Source organism: Pseudomonas sp. Leaf129 (assembly GCF_001423465.1).
Classification (GTDB): domain Bacteria; phylum Pseudomonadota; class Gammaproteobacteria; order Pseudomonadales; family Pseudomonadaceae; genus Aquipseudomonas; species Aquipseudomonas coleopterorum.
The window spans coordinates 60,297-86,068 of record NZ_LMOC01000011.1; the positions used below are offsets into that span (position 1 = coordinate 60,297).

A 25,772-nucleotide genomic window follows, 5' to 3' on the forward strand; every position below is an offset into this window, starting at 1 on the left:
AAACGGACATGTCAGCCAAATTGGTGGCGATATTGCGACGGGCTCAATCCAAGGCGTTCGCAGAACAGCATACGCATGCATCGCTCGTTGCGAAAACCGCTGTGGTAAGCCACGGTCTTGAGCGGCAGCTCGCTGTTTTCCAGCAGGTTGCGCGCCCGGTCGAGGCGTGCGCTGTGGACGAACGCGATGGGGGTCATGCCAACGTCGCGAGCGAATACGCGTGCGAAGTTGCGCGCGCTCATTCTGGCTACCGCGGCAAGACTCTCGACGCTGAGCGGCTCCTTCAGATGCGCCAGTACATGCTGTTGGGCGCGCACGATCGGTGAGTCTTCGCTCGCGACCTCGGCCAGCAAAGGGCTGAACTGCGATTGACCGCCTTGGCGTTTCATTGCCACCAGCAACACCTTGGCCACGGCCACCGCGATCTGCTTGCCATGGTCCTGCGCCAGGAGGCCCAGTGCCATGTCGATTCCAGCGGTGATACCGCCGGAGGTGAACAACTTGCCATCTTGAATGTAGATCTGCTCGCTGCTGACCTTGGCGGCCGGAAAGCGTTGCGACAACCGTTCGATGTAGCTCCAATGGGTCGTGACCTCCCGGCCGTCGAGCAGACCGGCTTCACCCAGGATGAAGGCACCGGTACAAATCGAGCCATAGCGGCGCGATGCCTGGGTGGCCTCGAGCAGCCAGGGTTGCAGTGATGCCTGCTTGTCGTTGTAGGCACCTGGCCCGCCGGGGATCAGCAGAAGGTCGAATGCGTCCGGCGCATCGGTCAATAGATGGTCTGCCAGCAATCGCATGCCATTGGAGGCGCGCACATCGCGTTCGGTCGCGCTGACGGTGCACAGTCGATAGTGGTCTTCCGGTGCCAGATAGCGGTTGGCCATCGAGAACACTTCCAGCGGCCCTGCTACGTCCAGCAACAACACGTCCGGATACAGCACCATCGCCAAAGTTTTCATGATCTGCGTTCGCATCGAATGTCTGTAAACGTGCAGGATAGCAACTCTTCCCATTTGCGTGGCCGCCGAAGCAGGCCAGCGGCTGATTGGCCGCATAGCGGGAGCGGTACATCATTCGAGCTTGGCAAACGCCATGGATACAGCACATCGCTACAATTTCGGGAGGGGCAACTGGGCACATAATCCTTCGAACGAGCGGCCAGGGCCGCAACGACTATGGAACTCTGCCTATGAATCGCAACGACCTGCGCCGCGTCGACATGAACCTGCTGGTGATCTTCGAGGCGTTGATGTTCGAAAAGAATCTCACCCGGGTCGCCGAAAAGCTGTATATGGGCCAACCGGCGGTCAGCGCCGCCTTAGGGCGTCTGAGGGACCTTTTTGACGATCCGCTGTTGCTGCGCAACGGCCGCCAGATGGAGCCCACCGCACGGGCATTGACGATCCTCAAGGAGCTGCAACCTGCGCTGGACACCATTTCGGGCGCGGTCAGCCGGGCGAAGGCGTTCGATCCTCCAAGCAGCTGCGAGGTGTTTCGTATCGGCCTGTCCGACGATGCCGAATTCGGTTTGTTTCCGCCCTTGTTGGCACACCTGCGCGAGGAAGCGCCCGGAATCATTGTAGTGGTGCGCAGGGCGAATTATCTATTGATGCCAGGGTTGCTGGCTTCCGGAGAAATTTCGGTCGGAGTCAGCTACACCACGGAACTGCCGGCTAACGCCAAGCGCAAGAAGTTGCGCAACATAGCGTGCAAGGTACTGCGCGGCGACGACCGGCCAGGTCCGCTGACACTAAACGAGTATTGCGCCCGACCCCATGCGATGGTTTCGTTTTCTGGCGACCTGAGCGGCAATATTGATCTGGATCTGGCCAAGATCGGGCGGTGTCGGCGCGTAGTGCTGGGCATCCCCCAATTCAGCGGTCTACGGGCATTGCTCGCCGGCTCCGAAATGATCGCGACCGTTCCAGACTATGCCGCGTCTGCCTTGGTCGAAGGTTCTGCGCTACGTGCGCAGGACCCACCGTTTCCAATCGATGAGGCGCAGCTTTCGATGGCCTGGAGCGGGGTGCACGACAACGATCCGGCAGAACGATGGCTGCGCTCCCGGATAGGTCAGTTCATGTCGTAGCCTCTTCGTGTCTCCGCTTGAGCCCCTTGCAAAAGAGCACATACATCCAATTCCTCGACACGACCGGACACCACTATCGAACCCAGCCGTATCAAGGTAAATGCCGTTCGGTTGGCGGCCTTCGATTCCACTCACCAGCACCCGTGTCGCGGCCCACGATGGTCGGCGCTCGATGTGCGTACCTGCGGAGAATTGCGTCATGCCTGAATCGAGCGTGGTCGACACACCCGTAAAAAGTTTCGAGGAAGTGGTGACCCTGGTCGTCAAGCATCGGGTCAAGCTCGGCCATGAGGTGGCTTACGAAGCATGGCTGCGCACTATCGTCAGTATTGCAGGGCAGCAAGAAGGGCACTTGGGCGTGGATGTGATGCGCGACAAGCATGCTGGCCTCGACCTGTACACCTGCGTGCTGCGCTTCTGCTCCACCGACGCGTTGCAGCGCTGGCTCGATTCGGCGCAGCGGCTGGAGCTGATCGAGCAGGCCGCGCCGATGTTGGCGGACGGTGATCGGACCGAGATCAACCCGGTCAACGAGTTCTGGTTCGCGCCGCGCGTCGAGGTCAGCCCGCCACCGCGCTGGAAGCAGGCCGTGGTCACGTTGTTGGTGATTCTGCCGCACACCTTGCTGGTGCCGCTGATTCTGGGCCCGTTGCTGCGGCTCAACGCGCTGCTGAGTCACTACGTGGTCGGCACGTTTCTGATCACGCTGACCATCGTCGTTTCAGTGGTGTACCTGTTCATGCCCATGGCCACGCGCCTGTTCGCGCCATGGCTGATGCACGCCACACCGGACAAGGAAGCGCATTGAGCGCGTGACAACGTGCCCTTCGGCAGTCAGCTCACGGGCGCTTGTGCAACCAACTCAAAAAGCCGGTTTTCCTGATCGGTACCGGTTTGGCCAGCAATGCCAACCGGCTGCTGTGCTGCCGCACCGCCTGTAGCTTGTTCAGAGCTTGGCCGACTTCGTTGCGTTGCTGCATGCAGTAGCGAACCAGGGCTTTGTCGATTCGGTAGATTACGCACGAGGTTAGCGTGGTGAAGGTGGCCTGGGACGGCGTGTCGGCGAGCACGCTTTGCTCGCCCATGACTTCCCCCGGCCCCATGCGCCCGGCTTCGATCGGCGCGCTGCCATTGTCCACCCGAGCGCTGACCACGCCTGTGCCGATGAGCATCAGGTAATCCGGTATTTCGTTCAGCGCCAGCACCGTCTGGCCCGCCGCGTATTGCTGCGCGACCATGGCCTGGGCGATTTGATCACGCTCGGCTTCGCTCAGCGAACGGAAGATCTTGACTTCATCGAGCAATCCACGAGCTCGGCTGGCCGGTTCGATCACGCCGTCGAGCTGTCGAGAAATACCGGCTGCTTCCAGATGCCGGTGTGCAAGGTCGAACATCTGATTGCGCACTTCGCTTTTTTTACCCAGCTCGGTAATGAACCCGCTGGCCACGTATTCGGACAGGGTTTCGCCGGCGTCTTTCAACACGGCTTTCGGCGCCGGATCGAGCAGCAAGCTGCTGCTGCCTTGCAGCGTGCGGTCCAGTGCATCCAGCACCCGCTGCGGGCGAATGTGGTTGGGCACCTGGATGCTGATCGACACACCGTGCACGTTGCTCGGTCGACTCAGGTTGACGATCTTCGCCTTGGCCGCCACGGAGTTGGGCACCACCGCCGTACTGCCAGCGCTGGTCAACAGGTGCGTAGCGCGCCAGTCGATGTCGAGCACCCGGCCTTCGACGCCGTCGATGACGATCCAGTCGTCCACCTGATACGGCTTGGTGGTATTGAGCACGATGCCGGAAAACACGTCGCTCAGCGTGCTTTGCAGCGCCAGGCCAACGACGATCGCGACCACGCCGGACGTGGCCAGCAGACCTTTCACCGGCAGTTCCAGCAGGTAGCCGGCCGCTGCAACGATCGCGACCAGAAAGACCAGCGCGCCGATGACATCCTGCAGCAACCGCCCGCTGTGACCAACGCGGCGCATGAGCGCCAGGCCGATGACTTCGGTCAGCACCCTTGCGGCATACAACCACCAGATGATCCCCAGCGCCGTGGCGCCCAGCTGCACCACGCGGTCTTCGCCGAACAGCGGCGGCTGTAACGGGCTGACGCCAGCGTTGATGATGATTGCGCTGAACAGCAGGAACAGTACCAGGCGCACGCCAATCCGCGTGCCGCGATGCTTGAACGGCGCGAGGTGCCACAGCAAGGCATCGATCACCAGCACCAGGGCACTCCACGACAGTGGATAGGCGAGGAAGAAGGGCATGAGGAACTCCTGAGGTTCGGGCACGCCGTGCATGGGCCATTAGGGACAGCTGCAGTGCAACCGACCGTGCAGGGGTTCGTGCCGAACCGTCGAGCCAGGCCTTCCGTTGCCCGGGGAGGCCAGTACGCATCAGCCCCTGATGAACGTCAACAAGTCTTCGTTAATCACGTCTGGATGGGTGGTGCACATGCCGTGCGGATAGCCTTTGTAGACCTTCAGGGTGCCATTCTCGAGCAGTTTGATGGCCAGTTCGGCGGAGTCGGCGATCGGGACGATCTGGTCATCGTCGCCGTGCAGGATCAATACCGGCACCGTGATCTTTTTCAAATCGTCCGTGAAGTCGGTTTCCGAGAACGCCTCGATACAGTCGTAGTGGGCTTGAGCGCCGCCCATCATGCCCTGGCGCCACCAGTTTTCCTTGATACCTTCGGACACTTGCGCGCCTTCACGGTTGTAGCCATAGAAAGGGATGGGTACCTCTTTATAGAACTGCGCGCGGTTGGCGGCCAGCGCCGAGCGAAAGCCGTCGAACACTTCCAGCGGCAAGCCACCCGGATTGCTGGCGGACTTGACCATGATGGGCGGAACGGCGCCGATCAATACCGCCTTGGCCACCAGACCTTCGCCGTGTTGGGCCACGTAGCGAGCCACTTCACCACCGCCGGTGGAATGGCCGATATGCACGGCGTTCTTCAATTCCAGATGAGCGACCAGGGCGGCAACGTCCGCCGCGTAAGTGTCCATGTCATTACCATGGGCGGTTTGCGTCGAACGTCCATGACCACGGCGGTCATGGGCGATGACGCGATAGCCCTGGGACACGAAGAACAGCATTTGTGCGTCCCAGTCGTCGGAACTCAAGGGCCAGCCGTGGTGGAAAACGATGGGTTCGCCGCTGCCCCAGTCTTTGTAGAAAATCGTGGTGCCGTCGCCGGTGGTGAAGGTGGTCATGGGGTTCTGTCCTTGTTCAGTGGGTGCTGAGGCTGTATCTACAGAAACGTTGTCACCCAGTGCCATTCCGCAAATCGAACGGAAGGCCTTGCGACGAAAACACCTTAGTGCGCCGTGCGCGATGCAGATTGTACGGACGTGCTATTAGCGCGGGCGCCGTTACCGGCCGGGATGTTCCAGGCCGCACCAGTAAAGTCTTCAGGAAAGCACGTCTGTTCTATAACGGGTCATTGCAGGCCGCCAGTATCTTTCATCGACGAGTCAACCGCGTTGTTTCCAGTCATGCGGGTGTCCCTCAACTTCCGCCCAAGGAACTTCGATGAACATTGATCTGATTCTCTTCAATGGAAACTTCCATACCGTCGATCACGAAAAACCCACCGCCAGCGCGGTTGCCATCAGCGAGGGTAAATTCGTTGCCGTTGGCAGCGACGCCGAAGTCGTGCCCCTGCGTGGCGGCACGACGCAACTTATCGACATGCACAAGCGGACGGTCATTCCTGGCCTGAACGACTCGCACCTACACCTGATTCGGGGCGGTCTGAACTACAACCTCGAATTGCGTTGGGAAGGAGTGCCGTCCCTGTCCGACGCGCTGCGCATGCTCAAGGCGCAGGCCGACCGCACCCCCACGCCACAATGGGTGCGGGTGGTCGGCGGCTGGAACGAATTCCAGTTTGCCGAAAAGCGCCTGCCGACATTGGACGAGCTCAACCAGGCTGCGCCGGACACACCGGTTTTCGTCCTGCATTTGTACGACCGTGCACTGCTCAATCGCGCCGCGTTGCGGGTGGCCGGTTATACCCGCGACACACCCAATCCGCCCGGCGGCGAGATCGTGCGCAACAGCAATGGTGATCCGACCGGAATGCTGGTGGCCAAGCCCAATGCGATGATCCTCTACGCAACCCTGGCCAAGGGGCCGAAGTTACCGCTGGAGTATCAGGTCAACTCTACGCGCCAGTTCATGCGCGAGCTGAACCGTCTGGGTGTCACCAGTGCCATCGATGCCGGTGGCGGTTTCCAGAACTATCCGGACGACTACGCCGTCATCGAGCAGCTGGCCAAGGACAATCAGCTGAGCGTGCGCATCGCCTACAACCTGTTCACCCAAAAGCCCAGGGAAGAGCTCGACGATTTCAAGCACTGGACCCGCTCGGTGACGCTGCATCAGGGCGACGACTTCCTGCGCCACAACGGCGCAGGCGAAATGCTGACGTTCTCTGCTGCCGACTTCGAAGACTTTCTCGAACCCAGACCGGACCTGCCCGCCGGCATGGAGCAGGACCTCGAACCCGTCGTACGCCATCTGGTCGAGCATCGCTGGCCGTTCCGCCTGCACGCAACCTATGACGAATCCATTTCGCGCATGCTTGATGTGTTCGAAAAGGTCAATCGTGACATCCCGTTCGACGGCCTGCCGTGGTTTTTCGATCACTGCGAAACCATCACACCGAAGAACATCGAACGCGTGAAAGCGCTGGGGGGCGGTATCGCCATCCAGGATCGCATGGCCTTCCAGGGCGAATACTTCGTCGAGCGCTATGGCGCCAAGGCCGGGAAACAGACGCCACCGATCAAGCGCATGCTGGCAGAGGGCGTACCCGTTGGCGCAGGCACGGATGCAACGCGGGTATCGAGCTACAACCCTTGGACTTCGCTGTACTGGATGGTCAGTGGCCGTACCGTCGGGGGACTTGAGTTGTATCCCGAAGGGCTTTCTCGCGATACCGCGCTCGAGCTGTATACCCGTGGCAGCGCCTGGTTCTCTTCCGAACAAGGCAAGAAAGGCCAGATCAAGGTCGGGCAACTGGCCGACGTCGTGGCGTTGTCCGCTGACTTCTTCACTGTGCAGGAAGAGTCGATCAAGTGGATCGAATCGGTGCTGACCCTCGTCGACGGCAAGGTCGTATACGGCGCGGACGAGTTCGCCGACCTTTCACCGCCAAGCCTGCCGGTACTGCCGGACTGGTCGCCGGTCACCAAGGTGCCGGGCCACTGGCGCTCCGGTGCGCCGCTGGCCGCTTCAGTGCACCAGTGCACCGGACCTTGCACCGTGCATTCGCACAGCCACGAGCAAGCACGTTCCTCCAACGTGCCGGTTAGCGATTTCCAGGGATTCTGGGGCGCCTTCGGCTGTTCGTGCTTCGCCTTCTGAGCCGCGACTCATCAGCAAGAATCCGAGCGAATCATGCGCCGTCGCTTGTGCGACGGGGCGTCGGCCGGTGGCCAACACCGGTCATGCAATTACCACCCCAACTGAAGGAGTTCACCATGGCCACCCCCTACAAGCGCTTGAACAAAGACGATGCTGTCGTACTGCTGGTCGACCACCAGATCGGTCTGATTTCGCTGGTACAGGACTTCTCGCCGAACGAATTCAAGAACAACGTCCTGGCACTGGCAGACGTCGCCAAGTTCTTCAAACTGCCGACCATCCTCACCACCAGTTTCGACCAAGGGCCCAATGGTCCGTTGGTGCCCGAACTCAGGGAGTTGTTTCCAGACGCGCCTTACATCCAGCGGCCCGGCCAGATCAACGCCTGGGACAACCCTGACTTCGTCAAGGCGATCAAGGACACCGGACGCAAGCAGTTGATCATTGCCGGCGTGGTCACCGATGTGTGCGTCGCGTTCCCGACCCTGTGCGCGCTGGAAGAAGGGTTCGAGGTGTTCGTTGTGACCGACGCGTCCGGCACCTTCAACGAAACCGTCCAGCAAGCGGCCTGGGCCCGCATGACGGCCGCCGGGGCGCAATTGGTGAACTGGTTCTCCGTGGCGTGCGAGCTGCAGGTCGACTGGCGTAACGACATGGAAGGCCTTGCGAATATGCTGTCGCCGCGCATTCCTAACTACCGTAACTTAATGAACAGCTACTCGGCGATAATGGCACGGTAACATTCATTGTGTGCAGCGCCGTGTCTGGCGAGATGCGGCGCTCATTGCTCGAACGAGGCGCCCAGGCCACCCACCAGCCTGCAATACCCGTTCTTGCAACGCAAAAGAGGTACGGTGGGGTGTGCATAGGTAAGATGACGCCTGGACAAGGTCCGTGTAACTCTTCGTGCTCGAACACGATCGCACTAGAATAGGCAGTCACTACGTGGCCCTGCTTGACAACCTTGAGCAATACGATAATTAAATTTGCTACCCATATGAATCAACGGACCAGGGTAGCCTTGATTCAGGGATTCGGCTACGTTCGCGCGTTGGGTAGGGTGGCTTACGACAGGTGGCGCGATGGCAAAACAGCTAGGGACGGTTTCAGAAGCTTCGGTGTGTATTGCCTATCACCCCATCATGCCTATTAGAACCTCAGTAACTATTATATTAGATAGTTTGTCGAGCTTCATGAGTTCCATAATTTTCCACCTGTGATAAAGGGCGTGGTTAGGCGGGCGCCAACTAATACAGTAGTCTGAATAAATATAATAGCATAATGATTAATTGCCGGACTGGACAGCCTTGTCACAGCCACAGCAGGTAGATAGTGGCATGTGTGATATCATACAGTCGTCGACTATCTGATAATGGTCGACCTGACCGGTATCAATACCGTGCAGCGCCATGCGCGTGAGTCAACTGCGCTCATCTTCTTGATCGAGTCGTGCTGATAACGTTTGTTTGACGATCCAGTTCATGGATCGCTCCAAGCGGTTGGCAATTTCGTCGACGCGTTCAGCGAGCTCAACCGGAACATGAGCGGTGACGGAGCGCGTTTTAGTAACAAAAGCCATTAGCCAACCCCTGTTAAATTTTTTCAGCATAACTAGCAATGCTTTTATCCGGTTTCTACAGATCAGGGTTGAATAAAAAACTTGATCAGGCGAGAAATTGCTCACTGTTGATAAAATAGGTTATCTAATGTCGTCTTTTCAATAACCGATTGTTTTATGGGTATTTTTTGATTTAGCTATTGTTATCAATCCGCTTATCCAAGGTGAAGTCGACAGGCCTGTCCGGCCGCCCATATCGTACTGATGTTGCTCACACGTCTGATTCACGGCCGAGGGGCTGCACCGGTGTCGAGAAAGAATTCGGGGCGATGAGAAGGGTAGCGATCTGGCGCAGGGCGCCCCGTGCAACTAATTGAGTCTCCAATCAGAGCCGCCGGTAGTACTCTCTAGCCAACACTACTGACCCGCATACCAGCTGCTAGGCCTGATCACACAACTACTTGAATGACTTAGCAGAACCACTAGTTCGTGCGGTTCACAATTTTCGGAACTACTAAGCAGCAGCAATGGAATGCACACCTGAGCCGCTTGACTGTGTCAGCCCGTGGGAACATGCCCATTGGAGGTCTGTATCTCTATCCTGAACTTCACCTCACCGGCACTTTGCTCAACAAGCAGCTCACAGCCATGAGCACGAGCGATGGCATTGGAAATGTAAAGCCCCAGCCCAAGGCCATCCCGATTACCTTGGTGGTGGATAGTGTTTTTGAAGGGCATAGAAATGTCTTTCAGTCGTTCTGGAGCCATTGGTGGTGCCGGGTTAGCGACCTCTAGAACGACTGTTTCAGGCGATGAGCGAAGGATAAGCCGTGCGTGGTTGTCCTCTCCATGCTGGCTCGCGTTGCTGATCAGGTTGATGAGCAACTGCGAGATGCGGTCAGCATCCACTACGGCAGTGACACCCGGTGCAATGTCGCGGGCCAGGTGTAGACCTGGATAGGCGAACTCGGCTTCCGTAGCCAGTGCTTCCATCAGAGCCGATAGATCAGTGGGGGCAGGTACAAGCTCCATTCCCAAGCCCGCCTGCAGACGACTTAATTCCATGACATGGTTCACCAGGCGACTCATGCGACCTGTAGACGTAGTAATGGCCTGGCGCAGAGTCGCTGTTCGTCGCTCGTCGCTTGATAACATAGAAGCGGCCATGGTGATGGCTTGTAAGGGAGTTCGAAGATCATGACCGAGGACCGCTATGAGCAGCTGCCTCATTGCGTCGGTATGACTAACGCGATGAAGCACGACGTTTACTAGCGACTGGCGCAGATTGGCAGCGATGATCCGGTCAGTTGAAGACCAAGGGGCACAATGCCCTCGGACCATGTCTTCCCAGGCTTCAAAAGAGCCCCTAGGGCTCAGCCTTGGCCCTGAAAGGCCGTGTACGACGATTTTTTCTGGCTTCCCACCCCAACGAACCGTCTCGACTTGTTCAGGACGAAACCACATGACCCAGCCTTGATCCCGTTGATCAAATCGCGCTGCAAGCACTCCGCAGAAGCCCTGTGTCCGGAGGGAGTCGGGCCATTGTTCAAGCGCACATAGGTCACTATCATCCGAGTGTTTGAAATAACTGAGCAGTGCAGCCGCCGAGTCGTCAGCGAGGCCGTTGAGCGTCTGGATCCGCCCCTTCAGACACACAGCCACGTCAACACAGTTCAATAGCAACTCCAAGCTTGGACGGGCCTGACAGAGTGCGGTCAGAAGATCATCGGCATTACGAAGCCTTCTTCTATGGCGTGGATACGCACAGAGGCTTGATGAACTGCCTCTCCTTCATTGACCTGTTGGAGGCGCTCAACCAGTACCGCGCAAATCTGCGACACCATATGGAAGGAGAGTCGCACCGGATAAGCCAGGGTTTTAGCCGATTGATGATGGCATGAGAATAGTCCCCACAGCTTGCCGCCGACTACGATGGACACGCTCATCGACGCATGAACACCCATATTGCTCAGATATTCGCAATGGATAGGCGACACACTGCGTAACTCGCAATGGCTCATGTCGAAAGCTTGGCCAGTGAGAGCGTTGGCTGGGGGAATTAACGGCGACGGGGTATAAGCGGCGTCCGCAATAAGGCGCGTAGGATTCTGGATGTAGAGGCGCCGTGCCTGATGCGGTATGTCTGAGGCGGGATACCGTTGTCCCAGATAGGACACCAACCCGGCGGCGTGAGCTTCAGCGACAACCTCCCCTGAGTCATCAGGCCTAAAACGGTAGGCCATGACTCGGTCATACTGTGTCAGCTCGCGAATGGCTACCGTCACATGACGCAACAGGCCGTCGATATCTCGCGCATGCCGTATTTGGGCAATGATGCGCTGTGCGTCTGCTGCGGACTGATGGAAAGCTGTCTGTGGTAAAGCCTGGGGCTCAAATTCGAGATAGACCACATCCATGAAGCGATGGGCTATCACATCGAAGCCTTTACCCAGATAGGTCATTCGAGTGCTATCAATCCAACCTTCACTCGACTGTATACCCGCTTCTATCAACGTGGCGAGCTGGCTTAGCAATAGGTCGGGAAGTAGCTCCCCAAGCATGGCATCAACGCCTAAATGCTGAGAAAAATTCTCGCTGCGTGTGAGTACCCGTCCGTCCGGGCCTAAAGCCACCAGAGCGCCGTGGGGCTGGATTGAACCGGGAATATGAATAGGCTCATTTTCACAATTATCCAGGGTTACCGGAGGTGCGGTTACTTCTTGCATACATGCCTTGTGTGGTCGCATAGCGTGAATGCGTGTGAGCGAGCGTCAGGTTGGGGGCCTGTATCTTTGCTACGTGCATCATGACCGGGGAGCACAAAATGAATGCTTTGAAACACGACGATAGCGCGGGGATTGTGGAGCACGTAGTACGAGATAGCAAAGGTTACGTCTCCGGGGTCGCCGATAGTTTCGGGCCTTTTCAGGCTCTGCTTCGGCGAAAACACTTGCGTGATGCGCGTTCTACATAGCCTTGATCAATAATGCATCAAGGCTCTGCGGAACGTGCTCTAACGGAGTCGTTGTCTTTATCTTAGGATCCCGCTTTCCCAGATGTCTCTCCACCGCCTCAAATAGCTGATCCAAGGTCCAGGGCTTCGCCATGAAGGAGGAGTGAGGGGGCAGCAGCTCCGTACTCACCAAGCGGTTGCCTGACATCAGGATAACAGGAATAAGGGGCCATTTTGCCCAGACAGCTTTGGCCAGATCATAGCCGTCAAGCTCACCCGGCATGCGGATGTCGGTAAGCAGCAGATCGATGGCTACGCCAGTCTTCATGCCTAGCAACACTACAAGAGCATCATCGGCGGTTGCACATTCAGTCACCCTGGCATCCATCAACGACAATGCGTCGGCGATCAAATATCTCAGGGTTTTATCGTCTTCAACCAGTAAAATATGCGGGACCATAAGCCTCTCCTTGTCTTGCCTCTCGTATGGAGAGACACCAGGGGAATGATGTTCCGGCAGGGAGACGGGTGGGCAGAGTACATGAGTTGCCCGCATGTTAGTTAAAATGACATAGAAACCATCAGATCTATGCGTCAGCCTTTCACCCTCAGCTTAGTGATTGACTAACCCAAAATTTTACTGCTGATAAAATACGCTATCTTTGTGTTTATTTTTATTTTAATACAAAGAGTTATGTTTTTTTGGCTAAGCTCGATGGGGTCGTCAGGCTTTTACTAACTTGATCATGCAACAAGCCGGCCTCGGCGTGTAGGTAACGGCTTGTAGTATCTAGCCGTGCATGACCGGCTAACGAGCGCACCATTACTAGGTCGCCTGTGGCCTGCGCTAAGTGGCTGAAGCATGAGTGCCGCAGCCAATGCGTTGTGGCTTCGCTCAAGCGCTGAGCCAGCTCGGGCTGCTGCTGAGCCTGGGCCAACAACGCCGCACGCCCCATGATGTCGATCATCGCCTTGAGCACTGTGCTGTTACTTGCCCGCTTGCGCTTGGCATTGGCGGCCATCAGCAGTGGGGTTTCTTCTCCAGGCATCACCTCTTCAGACAGGCCAAACGCTACCCGGTACCGGCGTAGCTCCTCATACAGTGCCTCAGCAATCGGCACCTCGCGCCGCTTGTTGCGTTTACTGTGCACCATCAACCAGCGCTGACCACTCAGGGACCGGCGCAGTGTGCTCATGTCCACGGCCGTGGCTTCGAAGGTCCGCAACCCCGTCAGGTAAAACAGGCTGAACATGAAGTGGTCACGCGCGCGCTTGAGCGGGCTCTTGGTAAGAGCGATAGCTTCAAAGGCCAACGCAATACCTTCCACCGGCAACAGCCTCTGGATCATGGGGTCCACCGGCGCCTCGGGAACAGTACCTCCACGGGACTCCCCAAAACCCGCGACCTGGTCAAGCACTACGCCGCACAGCTGCTCGATGCCGGCGCCGAGGTGTCGGTGGCCACCATCCGCGCGCGGATCCTCGAGGAGCATGGGGTAACTGCTTCGCCGAATGTGGTGAGTGATGAGGTGCGGCAGTTTTGGGCGCGTACCGGGCCTTTGCTCAGTGCACGGTTGAGGAGGCCGGGGATTCCGGAGGCGGTGTGCCAGGTGCTGGATTCGGTGTGGGAGGTGGCGTTGAATGAAGCGACAAGAGCCTTTGCGATCGAGCGGGCCCATGCGGTGCAGCAGGCGGATCAGGCCAATGCGCGCGCAGCGGTTACGCAAGAAGAGGCGGAGCAGGCGAGGGGACGCTTTGCCGACCAGGAGCGGCAGATTGCATTGCTCACTGAGCAGGTAGAGCGGTTGACGCGCAAGCTGGACAAAGAGGAAGCGACCAGCGCAGAGCTGTGGGATGAATTACAAGAGCTGACGGCGGAGCATCACCAGCAACAACAGCGGCAGGCTGAAGAGCTCAACCGGCTGCAGGCAGGGCATCAGGAGGAGCAGGGGCGCTTTGCGGCCACGCATGCTGCCGAGCTCAGCCGGCTGCAGGCGGTGCACCAGGAGGAGAACGCGGCACTGCGGACAGAAGTCAGCCGGCAGGCGGATATCTTTGAAAGCACCTCCAATCATCTGATGATGGAAACCAGCCGGGTGCGCGATGCAGCCAAGCAGGAAGCCGAGCGACTGACCAGGGAGCTGGCCCACAGCCGCGATCTGGTGGACCAGCTGCGCGTACAACGCTCACAGGCCAAGGAAGAGAGCGCTGGGCTGCGTGCCCAAGCTGACAGTGCTAGAGCTCAGCTTCAACAGCTACAAAAAGCCCACGACCGCTTAGAAGCGCGTTATGAAAAGCTCAGAGGTGAGGGACATGGACACCATGATGATCGCGGCGGTGAATGACGCCTTTTGACAATCAAGCTACTCGTAATAATTAGGCTTCCAGTTCGTAAACAGCAGGCAGGCTTAGGCCGCTCGAGGCCGTGCCCTGCAGACGTCGATGTAATAAGTGGTCACCACCGAAGCGCACTGCGTTGCAGCCGCGACGAGTGCTCGTCGTTCTCACTCCCTCCAGTAAGACCGACATTACGTTGAGGCAGCCTTTGGCCGATACGTCTGTAGGGACCCTCGTAATCATCGAGCGCCGTAGCGTCGGCTTCCTATACAAGTCAAATAGACGTCGGATCGGCCTGCGCATGCTGGACCAGGAGAGGGGATTGCCATGCCACTGCGTAATCGGCACAGAAAATCGACAGAGGATTATCGGGAATCATTAATCACGGCACAGGGCTCTTTCTCCTCGCTGCGGCCACGAGCAAAGCGGAGCAATCCCGCGATTTAGGTCTGGTTGATGGTACCCGTGGCCGCGCTATGGCTGAACTCGAGTGAGGTGACTACCTACTTCAAGCTGGTACAGACCATAGCCAAGCTACCAGCCTTGGCTGTTCGTGCTGCCCCGGCATTTATGCCAAAGTTGCCAACCTCTTCGGTGCGAGTTGATGTGCCTGAAACACGAGCGCAGCCTCAGCCCCTAAGCGATTGTTTGGCTGGCGGGACGGTTGTCGACGAGCAGGTGCTACGCTGCCGCTTCGGTGCAGTACCGCGACCTCGGACCGAAGCCAAGCCGGGGCGTGGGATGGTTTCGGCCGTCTATATGGCGAAGTATATAAGCGAAAGAAATGCACCCCCTAACACCAGCTCAGGTGATCGTAAGGTTAGGGTAGAATCGCACTGAATTAGGGGCTGGGACGGCAATGGAAGCTACCTCGCGACTTAGCAGATCGCAATAGCCGCTCCATCGGCGCCTTATCGTGGCAGTTGCCGCGCTGGCTCATGCTCTGTATGAAATGGTATCGCCACAGTCTCTGGCAGAAACTCCGGCTGCCGTATTGGCTACCCTGATCGCTGTGAAACAGCATATTTTGAGGCCAGCCACACTGCTCATAGGCCATATCCAATTCCTTGATCACCAAGTCAGCGTCAGGCTTGGTGGAGAACGCTCAGCCTACGACCCGGCGCGCATAGAGATCGATGACGGCCGCCAGATAGTGCCATCGGCCTTCTGCACAGACGTACGTACTGTCACCGCACCAGACCTTGTTGGGGGATGCCACACTGAACTCTCGATCAAGTACGTTCGGGATATCAGGTCGCTACACGGTGGCCTTTTTGTAGGCATGGAGCCCGGTTATTTGCTAATCAGGTTCATCTCGCGCATCAACTTACGTACCTTGAATCACCCGATTTGCATGGCGTCGCACGCAGCGCTTCGGCTTTGGGTAAACAGTTCTTTCACCCGGCTGCGCAAAATCACCCGTTCGGCATCATGGGATCGGCGTTTTCGACAGTACGCGGAGTAGCAAGATCGGGTGACTTCAAATACCGAGCACAACAGATTCAACCGGCTCCTCGCAGCGAAGCTGCTCGACTAAAGCGAGCACTCGTGTTCCTCGGCCATCAAGAGCGCGGTAGCTTTTTTTTAGGATCGACTTTTCCCGTTCCAGAGGACTGATTTGGGCTTCCAATTCTTGGTTTTTTTGCTGCTCAGGTGTTAACGCCTTGCTGGTCGGGGTGACACCGCTACGCTCCTGCTGGAGCTGGCTGACCCACCGACGCAATGCTGATTCAACCAACCCGAGCGACCGGGTTACCTCAATATGGCTTTAGCCCTGGTCGAGCATCAGGCTGGCGGCCTCACGTTTGAATTTGGGGTAAAGGTACGTCGTTGCTTGGTCATCGGACACCTCCCTATGGCGAGCATTCTCGCCTAATTGGGTGTCCGGCTTCATTAGACCACTACATCCAAATCTAGGTCATCAGGATGTGTAAGCTAGGATGCTCGAATTATCGTGCGCGAGTGACGGTAGGCAGGTCTAGCTTCCGGGCTGGGACGATCAGTATTCTCAAGCTCCGTTTTATAGAGGCCACTATGTTCGATTGGGAAGATCTTCGTTACTTCTGCGCCTTTGCTGGCGCAGGCTCGCTCGCAGCGGCAGCCAGGCTGCTAAGCGTGGATCATGCGACGGTTGCTCGGCGGATTTCTTCCTTGGAGAAATCTTTAAAACTCAAGCTCGTGGATCGTAGACAACGTGCATATGTGCTCACCGAAAACGGCCATCGCGTGGTAAAGCTGGCTGTACAGATCAGCGAATCAGCCTTCGCGATTGAGCGATTCGCCGGGGCCGAGCAGGACACCATAGAAGGTGAGGTAATCGTCACCGCACCACCAGCCTTCGTGGGCACCCTGATCGCTCCGCATGTAGGTAAGCTGTATCAAACATTCCCCAAACTTCGTCTACGTTTGCTGGCGACGAAGGAGCTGAAATCCTTATCGCGTCGGGAGGCTGATATATCGATCACGCTTACACGTCCCAACGAGCAAACGTCAGTTACTAAGCGGCTAGGCCAGCTCCGCTTTGCCTTGTATGCAAGCGCCGTTTACCTTGTTAACGCGCGCGAGCATACGTTTATTGCTTTTGACGAATCTGTAGAAGACACGCCGCAGCAAGGTTGGCTGAAAACACAAGCCAACGGCCGCTCCCCAGTTTTTTTCAGCAACGACCTACGTATCCAGGCCATTGCAGCGGCGGGCCATGCCGGTGTTGCTCTGCTACCCGATTACCTGGCCAAGGAATACAGTCTGGTGGCGCTAAGCCCAGACGGCCCGGCGTTGACGCAAGATATTTGGCTGAGCGTCCACGAAGATGTAAAGCACACTCGACGTATCAGAGCAGTACTAGACTTCTTAACAGAGTGCATTCAGCCGACTTACCGCATGTGAATTTTTGCACGATTCAGATGCAGATATCCGCAGTTATGCAAACGGTCGTTGATCACTATTCTTACCTAAATGCACTCCGACATTCAGTCGAACTGCATCCAAGGTCAATCAGACGAGGCATAAGCAAGGTACGAGAATATCAGCGGAAAAGTTGTGGTGATCACTGGCGCAAGTGGTGGTATCGGAGAAGCCACCGCTCGCCTTCTTAGCGCTGAAGGCGCATCGGTTGTCCTCGGGGCTCGGCGCCTGGAAAAGCTCGAAGCGCTCGCGCTCGAACTGCGGGCTACCGGGGGAAAAGTGCAAGTCGTGCAGATGGATGTAGCAAAAAGGGAAGAGGTCGAAGCGCTAGTGGAGACCGCGATCAAGGCATACGGCCGGGTCGATGTCATGATCAACAATGCGGGAATTATGCCTAATTCCAGGCTTGACCAACGGAAGGTCGAAGACTGGGAGCGAATGATCGACGTCAACCTGAAAGGCTCGCTCTACGGAATTGCGGCTGTCATACCCGTGATGCAAAAGCAAAAAAGCGGGCATGTCATCAATGTGTCGTCCCTGTCAGGGCACCGTGTGAGGCCAAATAGCGCGGTCTATTCAGCTACCAAATTTGGTGTTAGGGCAATTGCTGAAGGTCTGCGGATGGAGATGACGCCCTACAACATTCGCAGCACGATCATCTCTCCTGGCCCAGTTGATACCGACTTACCAAGCAGCATGACGGATGAAACTGCGGCCAAGCATGTTCGTGACCTTCACAGCGAGATGGCTATCCCTCCCTTGTCTATTGCACAGGCTATTGCATTCACAATTTCCCAGCCTTCTTCCGTTGACATCAATGAGATTTTGCTTCGCCCTACCGCAATGGAATAACACTTGCTAGCACCGCTTGTTCATTGGATACAAATTGCGAACTTGCCCATGAATATTCTTATTCTTCGCCAGGTTTGCATCAATCAATGTATAGCCTGTCTCGGTTGGGGCGGAGAGCGCCCAGTTATACGGCAGAAGTTCGGTGTTATGACTCGCCGCTGCCTTGGCAGCCGCACGAGGACGTCCTTCAAATAGGGCTGAAGTCGTAGGCCACAGACTTGAGTGCCGAGAAGCGCGTGCTGCCTTAGGCCCAGACTTAAGCGCGATGGGTTTTCTTCTCTCCTGGCGTCAGCATTTGTACCGGCGTTTCATCGGCGTGGAAGACGCGTTGGGCCAGCACTGTTTCTCGCAGCGCGTAGACCAGCGGCTGAAGCTGCACGCCGGTTTGGCCCACCCACTGCGCCAATGTCGAGCGCGGACAGCCAGCCGGCACGGCCGAAGATCTTTTCCTGTCGATAGCTGTTTCGGTGTCATTTGATCGAGATTGGGCAAGGAGGTCATGCCGCTGATTGTGCCAGAGCCTGAAATCAGCAGCGATAAACCGATGGGCTAGTGGCAGGCGTTACAGCACTGTGATCAAGCCGCGAGCACCGACCCGTTGCCATGGCAAACCCAGTACTAAAGTCTGAAGTCGCTCGCTGTCGAGTTCGACTTCCGAGCCGTGCCGAATGCCGGGCCAGTGAAACTTGCTTTGATTCATTCGTCGCGCCGCCAGCCAGATACCCACGCCGTCATGCACCAGAACTTTCATCCGATTGGCAAGGGCCAGCGCAGCATGGTGGTGGCGTTACTGCGCACAGTCTTCGCTCAGGACAGCCGCGCTGAATGCCATCAACAGTGGCGTCTGGTGGCCGGACAACTGCGAGAAAAGCACTCAAAGATCGCCGTACTGATGGACGGCTGCGAGGATGAAGTGCTGGCTCACATGGCCTTCCCCAAAGCCCACCGTCAGCAGCTACACAGCACCAACCCGCTTGAGCGACTGAACGCGGAAATCAAACGCCGCACCGATGTCGTGGGTATCTTTCCTAACAATCCGGCGATTACCAGGCTGGTCGGCGCGATGCTTCTGGAGCAGAACGACGAATGGTGCCTGCAAAGGCGTTATATGCAGCTGGAGGCCTTCGAGGCGGTCAGCGATAATCCGCAGGCCAAGCTGTCGGCCGTGATCAACTAAACGGCAAACTCAGTGGCCAGAGTCGTGATGAGTTACACCACTTCCAGGGACACGATCCGAAAACTACCCCATGATGGCCCAAGCTGACGGTTATAAGCCTGGCGAAAATACTATCGGCGTACCATCGGTTCACAAGCCACATCAGCCTGAGATATGTAAGTGGAAGCCCGATGCGTTGCTGCACTTCTGAGACAAGAAGTACACAGCGATCCAGTGCATGGCCAGCCAAGGACACTTATGAGTGGCACACCCGCGTTGCGCTACCGGCCATCCGCCCGACTCCCCATTCCTCAGTTCCCTAGAGACTGGCCACCGACGCTGTGCGAGTCAGGAGATACACTGCTTTATAAGGCACTCAGCTAGGGAGAAGGCTCAGGGTGGCCGCCCGCATACGAGCCAAGGCGTATACAGTACGCGTGTGAGGCAGTGGAGACCCTACCCGATCGGCCACCGACACCAGCGCTCCCAAGATGGCTTGGATTTCGACGGGTTTGTTCCCTTCGATGTCTTGCAACATGGAGGTTTTCACCTTGCCGAGTTTGCGGGTGATTGCAATCCTTTGCTCAGGATCAATCGCCGGTGCAAGCCCCAGCCGCCGTCCTAGACCAAGCAATTCGTCCATTATATTGATGAACAACGCATGGAGAAACGGGTCATCAATCAGCTCATCGGTCGCAGCGCCGACCAGCAGGCTGACAGGGTTGTAGCACGCGTTTCCCAAGAGTTTCAGCCATATCTCTTCGCGTACATTTTCGTGGGCATGGGCATCAAAACCGGCATCACAAAAAATCCTGGCGATGGTTTCGGTCCGTTCGCTATAACCACCCCCTGGCTCGCCAAAAACGATTCTGCTCCCGGACATGTGTTTAATCACCGCCGGACTCAGCACTGTGCAGGACGGGAACACAACACAGCCGATGACGGTTTCAACAGGAATGGCTTTTTCTATTACGCCACTTGGGTCGACAGCCTCCAGACGCAAACCCGACAGCGCCTGCGCCGTTTTAAGGAAATACCACCAAGGCAAGCCGTTCAGTGCAGGGATGACGCACGTCTGCGGGCCAATCAGCGCCTCGGCATTTGCCACAGCCATTGGCAGCGATGGCGCCTTGACGGCAAATATCACTATGTCTTGAGTGCCAAGCTCTTCGGGGGCGGATGTAGCCCGCAGACGAGCAGTCAAAAGATCATCGCCCGTGTACAGCTTCAAGCCATTTTCACGAATCGCTTCAAGCGTTGCCCCACGCGCAACCACGCTGACATCGTGGCCAGCGGCAAACAGTTTGCACGCCAGGAAACCACCGATTGCTCCAGCACCAACGACAGCGACACGCATGGCATACCTCAGGGGACGAAATTCCTGAAAAATCGAATTCTGGAATTCGGCCAAACGACCGAACTTAATCCTGCATCAATGCAGGCAGGCTGGCCAACATGATTGGCCAGTATTACAACAATTTCATAACTGCTGACGTCGTTTGCAGCACCATTACAGAGCTCTGCTTCCTTGAAGACTTAAGCCTGTGTGGCACACACTTTCTACGCCGCAATCCAAGTCAAACCAATTCAGCTAACGATGCCGGATTGAAGCCCTTGAGGTCTGCGTAATCACCTTTTTCCACTTTGGCGACCCAATCCTTGTCGGTCAGCAAGACACGTCCTACTGCGATCAGATCAAACTCTTCGCGTTCAATTCGCTCGACGAGGCGCTCCAGGCTCGCAGGAGATGAGCCTTGGCCGGCGAATGCGTGAGTAACATCATTATCCAGCCCGACTGATCCGACACTAATCGTTGTAGCCCCAGTGACCTTCTTTGCCCATCCCGCGCAGTTGAGCCCGTTCTCACCGTCAACTTCGGGAAATTCAGGTTCCCAGAAGCGTCGCTGCGAGCAATGCAGAATATCAACACCCGCCTCAACCAGCGGTAGAAGCCAGTCTTCCATCAGTGCAGGAGTATCAGCGAGGCGCACACTAAAGTCCTGCTGCTTCCATTGGCTGACGCGCATGATGATTGGAAATTCAGGTCCGACCACATGACGAACTGCGGACACGACCTCAGCAGCAAAGCGCGAGCGCTCCTTAATTGTCAGTCCGCCGTAACGATCGGTGCGCTGGTTGGTACCAGCCCAGAAAAACTGATCGATCAAATAACCATGAGCCCCATGAATCTCGACGGTGTCGAAACCCAGGCGTTTGGCATCCGCCGCGCCCTTGGCGAACGCAGCAACTGCATCTGCAATATCCTCTTCGCTCATGGCCACACCTCGCGGGTCGTTCGGCGAATCGAGGCCCGATGGGCTTTCAACCGGCGCATCAGGCTCCCAGCCGCTGACGTCACGCACCGCACCGGTGTGCCAGAGTTGCGGCCCCATCCGGCCACCCGCACGGTGAACAGAATCGATCACATTCTTCCATCCAGCTAGCGCTGCCTCACCGTGAAAAAAAGGAATGCCGGAACCATTGCGTGAGGCGGGCCGATCAACGACGGTTCCTTCTGACAAAATCAACCCGACTCGACCCTCGGCCCTGCGCCGGTAATAGGCCGCACTCCCTTCGCCAGGAATGCCGTCAGGCGAAAATTGCCTCGTCATCGGAGCCATGACAATCCGATTTTTCAACTCAAGCGACCGGATGGAAAGAGGACGAAATAAAACGCTGGTATCAAGTTTTGACATGGGGTGGACTCCATTTGCTTTAGGAAGCCACATAAGTATATTTTATAGACCTGAAGGTCAATTAGGCACCTAGAGTCGCTTAGGTATACATGAGGAAACTTCGATGTTGGAATTAAAGCCACAATGCTTTTCGTCGGACTGCCCAAGTCGAGCGCTGTTCGACCAGATTGCTGATAAGTGGTCAATGATGGTTCTGGCAGTGCTCGATGACGGGCCACATCGCTTTAACGCTATCAAACGCCGCCTCGAGGGCGTCACCCAGAAGGCACTCACACAGTGCCTGCGGCGACTGGAACGAAATGGCCTGGTCTCGCGCCACATCATCTCGTTTTCGCCCGTTGCAGTCCAATATGAGATCACCCACCTTGGACGCACACTTCAGCAGCCATTTCGTGAATTGCATAAATGGACACTTGATAAATTGCCTGCTGTTGAAGCTGCCCGGTTGAAGTTTGACGAGGCCACACAAGTCAACCAGGCGGAGTGATTTTTAGTCACTCGCCGCCACTGCCCGTCTGTGACGCATAAATCCTTCGGATTAGCTGCGGTATCCCTAACCCTACTACCACTAAATGAGTGCCTAGAGCTAAAGCGTATACCTCGTAAAAGCTGACAACGCTGATCCCTCTTGATCACTCATTGCGAACATCTGATCTAATCAACGCTTTTCCGAGATTGAATGATTTGCGGCCCCTGGAAATGTCTGAAATTACGCCAAATGCATGCTACAACTGTTGGAGGCATTCATTAGTTTCACAAATCAATCTATAAGGAAAACAAAATTAACAGATCAATCTGTCAAGCCCATACTGAGGCCTTTATCGCCTAGCGGCCCAAGAGATAAGGGGCGTAGCAAGAAAATAATTGGTTTGGATGAGCGCGTCAGTGGCTAGTCAAAAGCCATGGGAGGGCTTCAAAATGGTCGCGCTCGACGAAGATCTCGGTTCTTCGGTAACGCTAAAAAATTCATCGCCGAAATCAACATCAAATACACCCGCGATGCTCACAATATTTTCCAATAAATATGGCGTTCATCTTTTTGGCTAGTGCTTTTCTGAAAGACCGCCGGATTCGGACGATTTTGCCTCGCTGCATTGACGAAAACGAGTGGCCTGCTATCCGCTGGCCGATCCTGAACTGATAGGAATCAAGGTGGAATTGTCTCTTCCGAAATTGGTGCCCCTTGCGAAGGAACTGGAGTGCGTCGCCAGGGCATCAGGCTACCGAGTACTGTCTACCCGCAGAAAAACCATGGTGATGCGCAGAAGGGCTGTCCACGCTGATCATCATTGGCAGTCAGAAAGTAGCGCTAACATTGGCGCGTAAACCCGGAGCAATAATATGGACACGTCCACCAAAACCGCCTTCGCGTCTACTGCAATTCTTGGAGCCGGCCTCATGGGGGTTGGAATCGCGCTGCACCTGGCACGTCACGGGTGCGAGGTTAGGCTATACGACCCGCAACCTGAGCGATTGGCGGAGATTCCGGCGGTAGCCAGCGCCATCCTCAACGAATTGGCTGCTGCCGACCAGTTCGACGAAGCTGACCGGGACGTGACCTTGTCGCGCCTGATACCCGTCAGCACGCTGACTGAATTGGCAGATTTGGATCTGCTCATCGAGGCGGTGCCAGAGCGTCTACCGCTAAAACAGTCCCTTTATCGGGAGCTGGAAGGCATTGTCAGACCCGACTGCGTGTTCGCCAGCAACACCAGTGGCTTGCCACCCGACAGCCTAGCAGAGGGGCTGAAATATCCCGCGCGCCTGTTCATTGCGCACTTCTGGAACCCTCCGCATTTTATTCCACTAGTGGAGTTGGTGCCCGGTACAGCCACCGATGCGCACCTTGTCGAAAAAGTGCGTGCGATGCTCGAGGCTATGGATCTGGAAGCCGTCGTACTTGAGAAAGCGGCGCCCGGCTTTATTGGAAATCGTCTCCAATTTGCCCTGCTGAGGGAGGCGCTGCATATCGTCCAGAGTGGTATCGCCGATGCGGACACAGTGGACCGGGTCATGCGGGCTTCACTGGGCCGCCGTTACGGCATGGTTGGCCCGCTAGAGGCCGCCGATATGGCCGGGCTGGATACCTTCGTAGACATATCTACTCACTTGATGCCGCAATTGGCACAAGGTACCGACGTCATTGAACTGCTTAAGGAAAAAGTGGCGGCGAGCCATACCGGCCTGCGAAGCGGTCAAGGATTCTATCGCTGGGATGAGGCGCGCAACGAACGGTTGCTGAGTCGGCGCGGGCACCAGTTACGGTTTGCGCTCAAACCCTGAATCGACTGTGCAAGAGCATGGTTCCTAAACAAATATTCGCTACCGATTGCATACCGCGCGCGACACCAACGGCCTAAGGCTGAATTCATAAAAACAACAACAATCGCTGGCCAATGAGCCAGCAACTGGAGATTTCATGAGTATCCTGATTGCCCTCGCGGCTCTTGGTCTTTTGATGCTCGCCGCATACCGTGGCTACAGCGTTATCCTCTTCGCCCCGATCGCCGCGCTTGGCGCGGTCCTGCTGACCGATCCGAGCGCCGTGGCTCCGGCCTTCACGGGTCTGTTCATGGACAAGATGGTCGGCTTCATCAAACTCTACTTTCCTGTTTTTCTGCTCGGTGCCGTGTTCGGTAAACTGATCGAGCTGTCGGGGTTTTCCCGTTCAATTGTTGCTGCTGCCATTCGACTGCTAGGGCGCAAACAGGCGATTCCGGTCATTGTGGCCGTGTGCGCGTTGCTTACCTATGGAGGGGTTTCGCTGTTTGTAGTGGTGTTCGCAGTTTACCCCTTCGCCGCCGAGATGTTTCGCCAAATCGGCATTCCCAAAAGGCTAATGCCGGCAACAATCGCCCTCGGTGCGTTCTCTTTCACGATGGATGCGCTACCCGGTACGCCGCAGATCCAGAACATTATTCCCACCAGTTTTTTCAAGACTACTGCTTGGGCTGCTCCATGGCTGGGATTGATCGGTTCGATCTTCGTGATCGTGGTCGGCCTGGCATTCCTGGAATTGTGGCGTCGGCGCACCCAGCGTGCAGGTGAGGGTTATGGCGACACCGCCGACCTGCGTAATGAGCCGGATACGCCGGAAGACATCACCTTGGCTCATCCCCTGATAGCGTTGTTGCCGTTGGTCTTGGTCGGCGTTCTAAATTTCTTTTTCACTCGCTGGATTCCCCAGTGGTACGGCGCCAGTCACAGCTTGACACTGCCGGGATTAAGCGCCCCCATACAAACTGAAATCGCCAAGATTACGGGTATCTGGGCGGTAGAGGCCGCACTGCTGTCAGGCATTATCGTCGTCGGAGTTTTAGGTTTCCGCAGCATAAGAAACAAGCTGGCCGAAGGCAGCAGAACCGCTGTGGCCGGGGCAATGCTGGCCTCGCTGAACACCGCGTCCGAGTATGGGTTTGGTGCGGTCATCGCAGCTTTGCCCGGCTTCGTTTTGCTCTCTCAGGCGCTACAAAACATCCCTAATCCGCTGGTCAATGAAGCTGTTAGCGTCACCTTGCTTGCAGGTATTACCGGCTCGGCATCTGGGGGTATGAGCATTGCGCTGGCGGCGATGGCTGACAACTTCATTGCCTCAGCCAATGCGGTCGGCATTCCACTGGAAGTTCTACACCGCGTTGCATCTATGGCGAGTGGCGGGATGGACACTCTGCCCCACAATGGCGCCGTCATCACCTTGCTGGCAGTCACTGGCCTGACACATCGACAGGCCTATGGCGGTATATTTGCGATCACTTTAATCAAGACACTTGCAGTCGCCTTTGTGATCGCCGTCTTTTACCTCACGGGCATCGTTTAAACCGTGCGGGGCGAACTGAATAGCCTAA

Annotated in this window: 21 protein-coding genes and 3 pseudogenes; 11 read left to right on the forward strand and 13 right to left on the reverse strand. The window is 56.6% G+C overall.

All coding sequences use genetic code 11. The annotated features are described in order from the left end of the window. Window positions 1–11 precede the first annotated feature (11 nt). Window positions 12–962 carry a GlxA family transcriptional regulator gene (locus tag ASF66_RS20785; RefSeq protein WP_056845264.1) on the reverse strand — a complete coding sequence of 317 codons (951 nt, stop codon included), beginning with the start codon at window positions 960–962 and terminating at the stop codon, window positions 12–14. A 230-nt stretch (window positions 963–1,192) separates the two neighbouring features. Between ASF66_RS20785 and ASF66_RS20790 the strand changes: the two genes are divergently transcribed. Then, window positions 1,193–2,092, forward strand: a complete 900-nt coding sequence (locus ASF66_RS20790; protein WP_056845208.1) for a LysR family transcriptional regulator — start codon at window positions 1,193–1,195, stop codon at window positions 2,090–2,092. A gap of 199 nt (window positions 2,093–2,291) precedes the next feature. Further along, window positions 2,292–2,900 carry an antibiotic biosynthesis monooxygenase gene (locus ASF66_RS20795; RefSeq protein ID WP_056845209.1) on the forward strand — a complete coding sequence of 203 codons (609 nt, stop codon included), beginning with the start codon at window positions 2,292–2,294 and terminating at the stop codon, window positions 2,898–2,900. Window positions 2,901–2,931: 31 nt separating this feature from the next. Here ASF66_RS20795 and ASF66_RS20800 read toward each other — a convergent pair whose 3' ends face one another. Both ASF66_RS20800 and ASF66_RS20805 read right to left on the reverse strand, forming a co-directional pair. After that, window positions 2,932–4,362 (reverse strand): mechanosensitive ion channel family protein, encoded by a 1,431-nt coding sequence (locus tag ASF66_RS20800; protein WP_056845210.1) that lies wholly within the window; start codon window positions 4,360–4,362, stop codon window positions 2,932–2,934. Between the two features lie 129 nt (window positions 4,363–4,491). Next, complete coding sequence (locus ASF66_RS20805; RefSeq protein ID WP_056845211.1) at window positions 4,492–5,313, reverse strand: alpha/beta fold hydrolase; 822 nt, start codon at window positions 5,311–5,313, stop codon at window positions 4,492–4,494. Between the two features lie 319 nt (window positions 5,314–5,632). Between ASF66_RS20805 and ASF66_RS20810 the strand changes: the two genes are divergently transcribed. Both ASF66_RS20810 and ycaC read left to right on the forward strand, forming a co-directional pair. Further along, a complete protein-coding gene (locus ASF66_RS20810; RefSeq protein WP_056845212.1) occupies window positions 5,633–7,471 on the forward strand; it encodes an amidohydrolase in 1,839 nt (612 codons plus the stop codon). A 116-nt stretch (window positions 7,472–7,587) separates the two neighbouring features. Next, on the forward strand, window positions 7,588–8,211 hold the full coding sequence (gene ycaC / locus ASF66_RS20815) for an isochorismate family cysteine hydrolase YcaC (RefSeq protein ID WP_056845213.1): 624 nt from the start codon (window positions 7,588–7,590) through the stop codon (window positions 8,209–8,211). A 545-nt stretch (window positions 8,212–8,756) separates the two neighbouring features. Here the strand turns inward: ycaC and ASF66_RS23005 are convergent. From ASF66_RS23005 to ASF66_RS20835, 5 genes and pseudogenes are all read right to left on the reverse strand, one after another. Further along, window positions 8,757–9,050: pseudogene (locus ASF66_RS23005) on the reverse strand (CopG family ribbon-helix-helix protein). A 537-nt stretch (window positions 9,051–9,587) separates the two neighbouring features. Continuing rightward, on the reverse strand, window positions 9,588–10,718 hold the full coding sequence (locus ASF66_RS20820) for a GAF domain-containing sensor histidine kinase (protein ID WP_330219446.1): 1,131 nt from the start codon (window positions 10,716–10,718) through the stop codon (window positions 9,588–9,590). 26 nt (window positions 10,719–10,744) lie between these two features. Beyond that, window positions 10,745–11,755 (reverse strand): GAF domain-containing protein, encoded by a 1,011-nt coding sequence (locus ASF66_RS20825; protein WP_162240101.1) that lies wholly within the window; start codon window positions 11,753–11,755, stop codon window positions 10,745–10,747. 240 nt (window positions 11,756–11,995) lie between these two features. Continuing rightward, entirely contained in the window at window positions 11,996–12,442 is a 447-nt protein-coding gene (locus tag ASF66_RS20830) for a response regulator (RefSeq protein ID WP_056845216.1), read from the reverse strand. A 232-nt stretch (window positions 12,443–12,674) separates the two neighbouring features. Beyond that, a complete protein-coding gene (locus ASF66_RS20835) occupies window positions 12,675–13,331 on the reverse strand; it encodes a tyrosine-type recombinase/integrase (RefSeq protein ID WP_236707138.1) in 657 nt (218 codons plus the stop codon). On the opposite strand from ASF66_RS20835, the gene ASF66_RS20840 reads away from it, so the two are divergent. After that, window positions 13,239–14,327 (forward strand): DNA-binding protein, encoded by a 1,089-nt coding sequence (locus ASF66_RS20840; RefSeq protein WP_082484735.1) that lies wholly within the window; start codon window positions 13,239–13,241, stop codon window positions 14,325–14,327. The genes ASF66_RS20835 and ASF66_RS20840 overlap by 93 nt on opposite strands. Window positions 14,328–15,193: 866 nt before the next feature. On the opposite strand, the pseudogene ASF66_RS22755 reads toward ASF66_RS20840, so the two are convergent. Next, window positions 15,194–16,161, reverse strand: a pseudogene (locus tag ASF66_RS22755) (IS3 family transposase); the annotation flags it as partial. A 192-nt stretch (window positions 16,162–16,353) separates the two neighbouring features. On the opposite strand from ASF66_RS22755, the gene ASF66_RS20850 reads away from it, so the two are divergent. Next, entirely contained in the window at window positions 16,354–17,205 is an 852-nt protein-coding gene (locus ASF66_RS20850) for a LysR family transcriptional regulator (protein WP_056845265.1), read from the forward strand. A 156-nt stretch (window positions 17,206–17,361) separates the two neighbouring features. Then, entirely contained in the window at window positions 17,362–18,075 is a 714-nt protein-coding gene (locus tag ASF66_RS20855; protein ID WP_236707140.1) for an SDR family oxidoreductase, read from the forward strand. A 247-nt stretch (window positions 18,076–18,322) separates the two neighbouring features. On the opposite strand, the pseudogene ASF66_RS22275 reads toward ASF66_RS20855, so the two are convergent. Continuing rightward, window positions 18,323–18,545 (reverse strand): annotated as a pseudogene (locus ASF66_RS22275) (IS66 family transposase); the annotation flags it as partial. Between the two features lie 92 nt (window positions 18,546–18,637). Beyond that, window positions 18,638–18,826 (reverse strand): IS66 family insertion sequence element accessory protein TnpB, encoded by a 189-nt coding sequence (gene tnpB / locus ASF66_RS23375; protein WP_156463242.1) that lies wholly within the window; start codon window positions 18,824–18,826, stop codon window positions 18,638–18,640. Here tnpB and ASF66_RS20860 point away from each other — a divergent pair. Continuing rightward, window positions 18,755–19,252 carry a transposase gene (locus tag ASF66_RS20860; protein ID WP_269083349.1) on the forward strand — a complete coding sequence of 166 codons (498 nt, stop codon included), beginning with the start codon at window positions 18,755–18,757 and terminating at the stop codon, window positions 19,250–19,252. The genes tnpB and ASF66_RS20860 overlap by 72 nt on opposite strands. Window positions 19,253–19,607: 355 nt before the next feature. Here the strand turns inward: ASF66_RS20860 and ASF66_RS20865 are convergent, their stop codons facing one another. Together ASF66_RS20865 and ASF66_RS20870 are read right to left on the reverse strand one after the other, a co-directional pair. Next, the gene (locus ASF66_RS20865; RefSeq protein ID WP_056845266.1) at window positions 19,608–20,588 is read right to left on the reverse strand and encodes a ketopantoate reductase family protein; all 981 of its coding nucleotides are present in this window, start codon (window positions 20,586–20,588) and stop codon (window positions 19,608–19,610) included. Between the two features lie 220 nt (window positions 20,589–20,808). Further along, the gene (locus ASF66_RS20870) at window positions 20,809–21,927 is read right to left on the reverse strand and encodes an NADH:flavin oxidoreductase (RefSeq protein ID WP_056845221.1); all 1,119 of its coding nucleotides are present in this window, start codon (window positions 21,925–21,927) and stop codon (window positions 20,809–20,811) included. A gap of 103 nt (window positions 21,928–22,030) precedes the next feature. On the opposite strand from ASF66_RS20870, the gene ASF66_RS20875 reads away from it, so the two are divergent. The 3 genes from ASF66_RS20875 (at window position 22,031) to ASF66_RS20885 (ending at window position 25,744) form a co-directional block, all read left to right on the forward strand. Further along, the gene (locus ASF66_RS20875; RefSeq protein WP_056845222.1) at window positions 22,031–22,414 is read left to right on the forward strand and encodes a winged helix-turn-helix transcriptional regulator; all 384 of its coding nucleotides are present in this window, start codon (window positions 22,031–22,033) and stop codon (window positions 22,412–22,414) included. An 854-nt stretch (window positions 22,415–23,268) separates the two neighbouring features. Continuing rightward, a complete protein-coding gene (locus ASF66_RS20880; RefSeq protein WP_082484738.1) occupies window positions 23,269–24,210 on the forward strand; it encodes a 3-hydroxyacyl-CoA dehydrogenase family protein in 942 nt (313 codons plus the stop codon). Window positions 24,211–24,346: 136 nt separating this feature from the next. Continuing rightward, complete coding sequence (locus ASF66_RS20885; RefSeq protein ID WP_056845223.1) at window positions 24,347–25,744, forward strand: GntP family permease; 1,398 nt, start codon at window positions 24,347–24,349, stop codon at window positions 25,742–25,744. Window positions 25,745–25,772 lie beyond the last annotated feature (28 nt).

Excerpts from the sequence above, each read along its gene's own strand:
- ASF66_RS20785 (WP_056845264.1), bottom strand. The coding sequence starts at position 962 with ATGAAAACTTTGGCGATGGTGCTGTATCCGGACGTGTTGTTGCTGGAC.
- ASF66_RS20790 (WP_056845208.1), top strand. The coding sequence starts at position 1,193 with ATGAATCGCAACGACCTGCGCCGCGTCGACATGAACCTGCTGGTGATC.
- ASF66_RS20795 (WP_056845209.1), top strand. The coding sequence starts at position 2,292 with ATGCCTGAATCGAGCGTGGTCGACACACCCGTAAAAAGTTTCGAGGAA.
- ASF66_RS20800 (WP_056845210.1), bottom strand. The coding sequence starts at position 4,362 with ATGCCCTTCTTCCTCGCCTATCCACTGTCGTGGAGTGCCCTGGTGCTG.
- ASF66_RS20805 (WP_056845211.1), bottom strand. The coding sequence starts at position 5,313 with ATGACCACCTTCACCACCGGCGACGGCACCACGATTTTCTACAAAGAC.
- ASF66_RS20810 (WP_056845212.1), top strand. The coding sequence starts at position 5,633 with ATGAACATTGATCTGATTCTCTTCAATGGAAACTTCCATACCGTCGAT.
- ycaC (WP_056845213.1), top strand. The coding sequence starts at position 7,588 with ATGGCCACCCCCTACAAGCGCTTGAACAAAGACGATGCTGTCGTACTG.
- ASF66_RS20825 (WP_162240101.1), bottom strand. The coding sequence starts at position 11,755 with ATGCAAGAAGTAACCGCACCTCCGGTAACCCTGGATAATTGTGAAAAT.
- ASF66_RS20830 (WP_056845216.1), bottom strand. The coding sequence starts at position 12,442 with ATGGTCCCGCATATTTTACTGGTTGAAGACGATAAAACCCTGAGATAT.
- ASF66_RS20835 (WP_236707138.1), bottom strand. The coding sequence starts at position 13,331 with ATGATCCAGAGGCTGTTGCCGGTGGAAGGTATTGCGTTGGCCTTTGAA.
- ASF66_RS20850 (WP_056845265.1), top strand. The coding sequence starts at position 16,354 with ATGTTCGATTGGGAAGATCTTCGTTACTTCTGCGCCTTTGCTGGCGCA.
- tnpB (WP_156463242.1), bottom strand. The coding sequence starts at position 18,826 with ATGAAAGTTCTGGTGCATGACGGCGTGGGTATCTGGCTGGCGGCGCGA.
- ASF66_RS20865 (WP_056845266.1), bottom strand. The coding sequence starts at position 20,588 with ATGCGTGTCGCTGTCGTTGGTGCTGGAGCAATCGGTGGTTTCCTGGCG.
- ASF66_RS20870 (WP_056845221.1), bottom strand. The coding sequence starts at position 21,927 with ATGTCAAAACTTGATACCAGCGTTTTATTTCGTCCTCTTTCCATCCGG.
- ASF66_RS20875 (WP_056845222.1), top strand. The coding sequence starts at position 22,031 with ATGTTGGAATTAAAGCCACAATGCTTTTCGTCGGACTGCCCAAGTCGA.
- ASF66_RS20880 (WP_082484738.1), top strand. The coding sequence starts at position 23,269 with ATGGACACGTCCACCAAAACCGCCTTCGCGTCTACTGCAATTCTTGGA.
- ASF66_RS20885 (WP_056845223.1), top strand. The coding sequence starts at position 24,347 with ATGAGTATCCTGATTGCCCTCGCGGCTCTTGGTCTTTTGATGCTCGCC.